Below are 4675 nucleotides of genomic sequence, written 5' to 3'. Positions count from 1 at the left end.
GCCCCTGCCCGGGGCGACCCACCACCGTTCGTTGCCGCCCGCGGTTCCCCGCGGGCCTCGGTCCGGCCGACTCGCTAGCGGCGCGCCATGCGGCGCCCCGACGAGGCCACCGAACTCTGCACCCCGGAGGCCCGGTGCCGCAGGTGCGACAGGCCGTTGGTGAGACTTCCCCGGACCCGGTCGAGTCGGCCGCTCACCCGGAGGCGCTTGCTGCCGGTCAACTTGCCGACGGTTTCCTTCGCGTGCCCCGTGAGGCGGCGGCTGGTTCCTGCGACGCTCATGTCGACCTCCCGGAAACTGCTTCCCCGGACCGTGTGTTGACCGGTCCGGGAGGCTCGTCCCCTTGTCCGTCACTCGTTCGTCGGGGCGCCTGCCCAGGCTCACGCGCGTCATGCCGGTGTCCTCAAGGAGACCTGCCGGGGCGGCCCGGCCGCCGCCTCGTCGGGCGAACGGACGCACGTCAGGCGGGTCGGACCATGACGGCCGCGCCCGACAGCGGACCGGTGGTGGGTTCTGCCTCGGCGGCGAACCCGAACCGCTCGTACAGCCGGCGACTCGCCGGCGTCGTCGCCTCCAGTACGGCCGGCCGCCCCGAACGGTCGACGATCGCCAGACGGTGGGTCAGCAGGGCCCGACCGACGCCGAGCCCGCGCGCCGCCGAGCGGGTGCCGATGTCCTCCAGGTGCCAGTGGGGCCCCGCCGGTACGTGCGGGCGCAGTGCCCGGTTGTACCGCCCCAGTGTCAGCACCCCTCGCGGCCCCAGCGCGGCGAACGCGCTCCCGAGGGCGGCCAGCCCGCCGAGCGGGCCGGCCCCGCCCTCGGGGGAGCGCCACACGGCGACCCCCAGGATGGCGTCGTGGGCGCCGTCGCGGGCGATGTCGACGTTCTCGGGTCCGGCCGCCCGCACCGCGCCTCGGAACATGCCGCGCAGCCGCTGGTCGCGGCGTGCGGCGGTGGGCGGGACGAACCGGGCGATGACCGGGTCCGCGGCGAACGCCTCGGCGAGTACGGCAGCGGCCTCCTCGGTGTCGTCCGCCGTTGCGGTCTCGATCCGGACCATGGGTGAGCCTCCTCGCTGCGGTGCGACGGCGACCGTACTGTCCGGCGCCGTCGGCGCGGGTCCGGTGCTGGTCAGAGCATTCTTTCGGCGGTCGACGCCGTTTCGGAACCTAGCTCGGCCAGATGGCCAGGTCAAGCGACCTGGCCATCTGGCCAGGACTGGGTACGCTTGATCGCATGGAGAGCGCCGAGACCACGCGGACCGCGCGCAGGAACCTGAGCGCCGCGGCCCGCCGTGACCTGCTCACGCAAGCCGCGCTGCGGGTCATGAAACGCGACGGCGTCCCCGCCGCGACCACCCGCGCCATCTGCGCCGAGGCGGGAATGCCGCACGGCGCGTTCCACTACTGCTTCCGCTCCAAACGGGAGCTCTACGCGGCGCTGCTGGCGACCGACATCACCGTCGCCCCGAACGCTGCCCGCCCCGTGGTGGATCCCGGGGCGCCCCCGGTCGAGAACCTCCGCGTGCTCCTCCGCGCCCACTGGGAGACGGTCGCGGCCGACCCCGACGCCCAACGGGTCCTCACCGACCTGACGGGCCTGGCGCTGCGGGAGCCCGCGCTGAGCGGGCTGCCCGCACGGGAGCACCGCGGGCACTTGGCGCGCATCGTGGCCGAGCTCGAACGCTTCGCCGCGGAAGCTCGCGTCGAGTACCTCCGGGACACCTCCGAGGTCGCCGAGATGGTGCTCACCGTGTTCAGCGGGACCACCACCCTCTGGCTCGCCCATCGCGACGACGGGGCCGCCCGGGAGACGGTCGACCGGTTCGCCGTGCTGCTGGCGGGACTGGTCCGCCCCGCGCTCTGACGGCGGACCGCCCCGCCCCGCCCCGCGCCCGCTCCCGGCGTCTGCTCGCCGGCGGTCCCGGTGCCGGCTCAGCCGCCGTCGTCCGCCAGCAGTTCGCGCAGCGCCGCCACGACGGTGTCGGGGTCCTCCTCCGCCATGAAGTGACCGCAGTCGACGGTCCGGTGCCGCAGCCGCGGCGCCCAGGAGCCCCAGAGCGCCCGCGCGTCGTAGCCGAGCGCCGCACTCCAGTCCTGCTGCAGCACGGACACCGGCATCCCGAGCAGCCGACCCGCCTTCCGGTCGTCGCGGTCGTGCCGGAGGTCCACCCCGGCCGACGCCCGGAAGTCGGCCACGACCGACGGCACCGCCGCCCGGGAGGCCGCCAGGTACCGTTCGCGGACCGCCGATGGGATCGCCGCCCGGTCCCGCGCCCAGCTGTCGAGGAAGTGGCCGAAGAACGCGTCGCCTGCCGCGTCGATCATCCGCTCCGGGAGCCCCGGCGGCTGGGCCATCAGGTACAGGTGGAAGGCGACCGCCGCGTCCGCGCCGTGCAGCGCGTCCCACATGTCCGCGGTCGGCAGCACGTCGAGGCAGGCCAGGTGCGACACGGCCCCGGGGTGGTCCAGCGCCGCGCGGAACGCGACCAGTGCCCCTCGGTCGTGGCCGGCCAGGGCGAACCGCTCGTGGCCCAGTGCGGCGGCCAACCGCACGACGTCCCGGGCCATCGTCCGCTTGGAGTAGGTGTCCTCGTCCGCCGCGACCGGCTTGCCGCTCGCGCCGTAGCCGCGCAGGTCGGGGCAGATGACGGTGTGGTCCGCAGCGAGGTCCGCGGCGACGTGCCGCCACATCAGGTGGGTCTGCGGGAAGCCGTGCAGCAGCACGAGCGGCGGGCCCGAACCGCCCACGGCGGCGTGCAGCTCGACGTCCGCGTCGACGCCCACGCGCCGGGTGACGAAGCCGGGGACGGACTGTGTCATGGTGTGCCTCTTCCGGTCGGTCGGAACCGCCGCTGCGCGCGGCGGCCGGTGGTACCACCCTGCGGGCGGTGGATGAGCAACGGATGAGCAACGCGGGTGGCACCGCGGGAGAGGGCGGAGCCGCGATGCCGGTGTCGTTCGGCGTGCTGGGCCCGGTCATCGCCCGGGGAGCGGACGGCGGTGCCCTCGCGCTGCGCGGGCCGCGCCACCGCGCGGTCCTGGCGCGGCTGGTGGCTGCGCGTCGGCAGGTCGTCCCGGTCGACCGGCTCGTCGCCGACCTCTGGGAGGAACCACCGGCGGGCGGCGTGGGCGCCGTGCGCACCTTCGTCGCCGCCCTCCGCCGCGCGCTGGAGCCCGACCGCCCGCCACGGGCACGCCCCCTGCTGCTGGTGACGGAGGGGCCCGGTTACGCGCTGCGTCCCGCCCCGGGGACCGTCGACGCCTGGCGGTTCGAGACCGCCCTCACCACCGGCCCGGAGCAGGAGGTGGCCACGGACACGGCGGCGCGGCTCGCCGACGCCCTCGGACTGTGGCGCGGCCCCGCCTACGCGGAGCTCGGCGAGGCGGCCTGGGCCCGCGCGGAGCGGGCGCGACTGACCGGACTGCGGCTGCATGCCGTCGAACAGCTCGCCGCCGCCCACCTCGCCGCCGGCGCCCCCGAACGGAGCGCCGCCGAGCTCGACGCCCACGTCACCGAGAACCCGTGGCGGGAGGAGGGCTGGCGGCTGCTCGCCCTGGCGCTGTACCGCTCCGGCCGCCAGGGCGACGCCCTCGCCGTGGTGCGGCGGGCCCGCGCCACGCTCCGCGACAGCCTGGGGATCGACCCGGGCCCGAGGCTCCGTCGCCTGGAGGAGGACGTGCTGCGCCAGGCACCCCATCTGGACCCCGACCACGCGGACCCCACCGAGCGCGTGTGGGATCGCGCCCGCGCGGCCTACGAGACGGAGGTGGCGCCGGGCGCCCCGTCCCGACTGGAGTCGACGGCGGGCCTGGTCCGCGACCTCGCCGTCACCGGTGGGGGAGGGCTGGCCCGGGCCCGGGAGCACCGGCTCGCGGCCGTCCTCGCCGCGGAACGGCTCGGCGACCCCGAGCTGACCGCGCGGGTGATCGGCGTCCACGACGTGCCGGCGGTCTGGACCCGGTCCGACGACCAGCGGCAGGCGGCGGCCCTGGTCGCCGCGGCACGGCGCACGCTGGACCGGCTCCCCGCGGGCCGTGACGCGGCGCGGTGCAGGCTGCTCGCCACCGTTGCGGTGGAGAGCAGGGGGGTACCGGCGCCCGGCCCGGGGGTCCCCTCCCCGCCCCCCGGGGTGGCCGCGGCTCGTGAGGCGACCGCCCTCGCCCGTCAGCTGGGCGACCCCGCCCTCCTGGCCTTCGCCCTCAACGGCGCCTACATGCAGGAGTTCGCGACCACGGGACGCTCGTCCGCCCGCGCGTGGATCGGCTCGGAGCTGCTGGAACTGGCGCGCCGTCACGGCATGGTCCGCTTCGAGGTGCTGGCCCGACTGGTGCTGCTGCAGTCCCGGTGCGCCGTGGGCGACTTCACCGGGGCGGGGAGCCATGCCGCTTCAGCCGACGGCCTCGCGGCCCGGTGGGACCTGCCGCTGGTGCGGGTCTTCACCACCTGGTACCGGGCGGCGCGCACGGCCGGCACCGGAACGGCGGCGCAGGGCCGCGCCGCCTACCGGGAGGCCGCGAGCACCCTGGTGGGCGCGGGAATGCCCGGCGTGGCGGACGGTCTGCTGCCGCTGGCGCTCCTGGGGGTGGACGTGCTGCACCACCGGGACCCGCGGTGCACCGGCGAGGAGGAGTGGGGCCCGCACGCGCCCTGGGCGGCCCCGCTGCTCCTCGCC

5 protein-coding genes are annotated in these 4675 nt (G+C 76.6%); 2 read left to right on the top strand and 3 right to left on the bottom strand.

What is annotated here, in order from left to right; genetic code table 11:
• Nucleotides 1–74: 74 nt before the first annotated feature.
• Both HCJ92_RS22320 and HCJ92_RS22315 read right to left on the bottom strand, forming a co-directional pair.
• Nucleotides 75–281 (bottom strand): CsbD family protein, encoded by a 207-nt coding sequence (locus HCJ92_RS22320; protein WP_167935411.1) that lies wholly within the window; start codon nucleotides 279–281, stop codon nucleotides 75–77.
• A gap of 179 nt (nucleotides 282–460) precedes the next feature.
• Nucleotides 461–1060 (bottom strand): GNAT family N-acetyltransferase, encoded by a 600-nt coding sequence (locus HCJ92_RS22315; RefSeq protein ID WP_167935410.1) that lies wholly within the window; start codon nucleotides 1058–1060, stop codon nucleotides 461–463.
• A gap of 176 nt (nucleotides 1061–1236) precedes the next feature.
• Between HCJ92_RS22315 and HCJ92_RS22310 the strand changes: the two genes are divergently transcribed.
• Nucleotides 1237–1866: a TetR/AcrR family transcriptional regulator gene (locus tag HCJ92_RS22310; RefSeq protein WP_167935409.1), complete on the top strand. Its 630-nt coding sequence runs from the start codon at nucleotides 1237–1239 to the stop codon at nucleotides 1864–1866.
• Nucleotides 1867–1934: 68 nt separating this feature from the next.
• Here HCJ92_RS22310 and HCJ92_RS22305 read toward each other — a convergent pair whose 3' ends face one another.
• Nucleotides 1935–2822: an alpha/beta fold hydrolase gene (locus tag HCJ92_RS22305; protein ID WP_167935408.1), complete on the bottom strand. Its 888-nt coding sequence runs from the start codon at nucleotides 2820–2822 to the stop codon at nucleotides 1935–1937.
• Nucleotides 2823–2905: 83 nt separating this feature from the next.
• Between HCJ92_RS22305 and HCJ92_RS22300 the strand changes: the two genes are divergently transcribed.
• On the top strand, nucleotides 2906–4675 hold a 1770-nt coding region (locus HCJ92_RS22300; RefSeq protein WP_420824761.1), incomplete at its 3' end, for an AfsR/SARP family transcriptional regulator.

The sequence above is a fragment of the Streptomyces spiramenti genome (assembly GCF_012034385.1).
GTDB classification, from domain to species: Bacteria; Actinomycetota; Actinomycetes; order Streptomycetales; family Streptomycetaceae; genus Streptomyces; species Streptomyces spiramenti.
Note: the sequence above shows the minus strand (reverse complement) of the source record. Positions and strands in the feature narration are given on the sequence as shown.

What these genes read in the sequence shown, in the direction of transcription:
- HCJ92_RS22320 (WP_167935411.1), bottom strand. Translation starts at nt 281, where the DNA reads ATGAGCGTCGCAGGAACCAGCCGCCGCCTCACGGGGCACGCGAAGGAA.
- HCJ92_RS22315 (WP_167935410.1), bottom strand. Translation starts at nt 1,060, where the DNA reads ATGGTCCGGATCGAGACCGCAACGGCGGACGACACCGAGGAGGCCGCT.
- HCJ92_RS22310 (WP_167935409.1), top strand. Translation starts at nt 1,237, where the DNA reads ATGGAGAGCGCCGAGACCACGCGGACCGCGCGCAGGAACCTGAGCGCC.
- HCJ92_RS22305 (WP_167935408.1), bottom strand. Translation starts at nt 2,822, where the DNA reads ATGACACAGTCCGTCCCCGGCTTCGTCACCCGGCGCGTGGGCGTCGAC.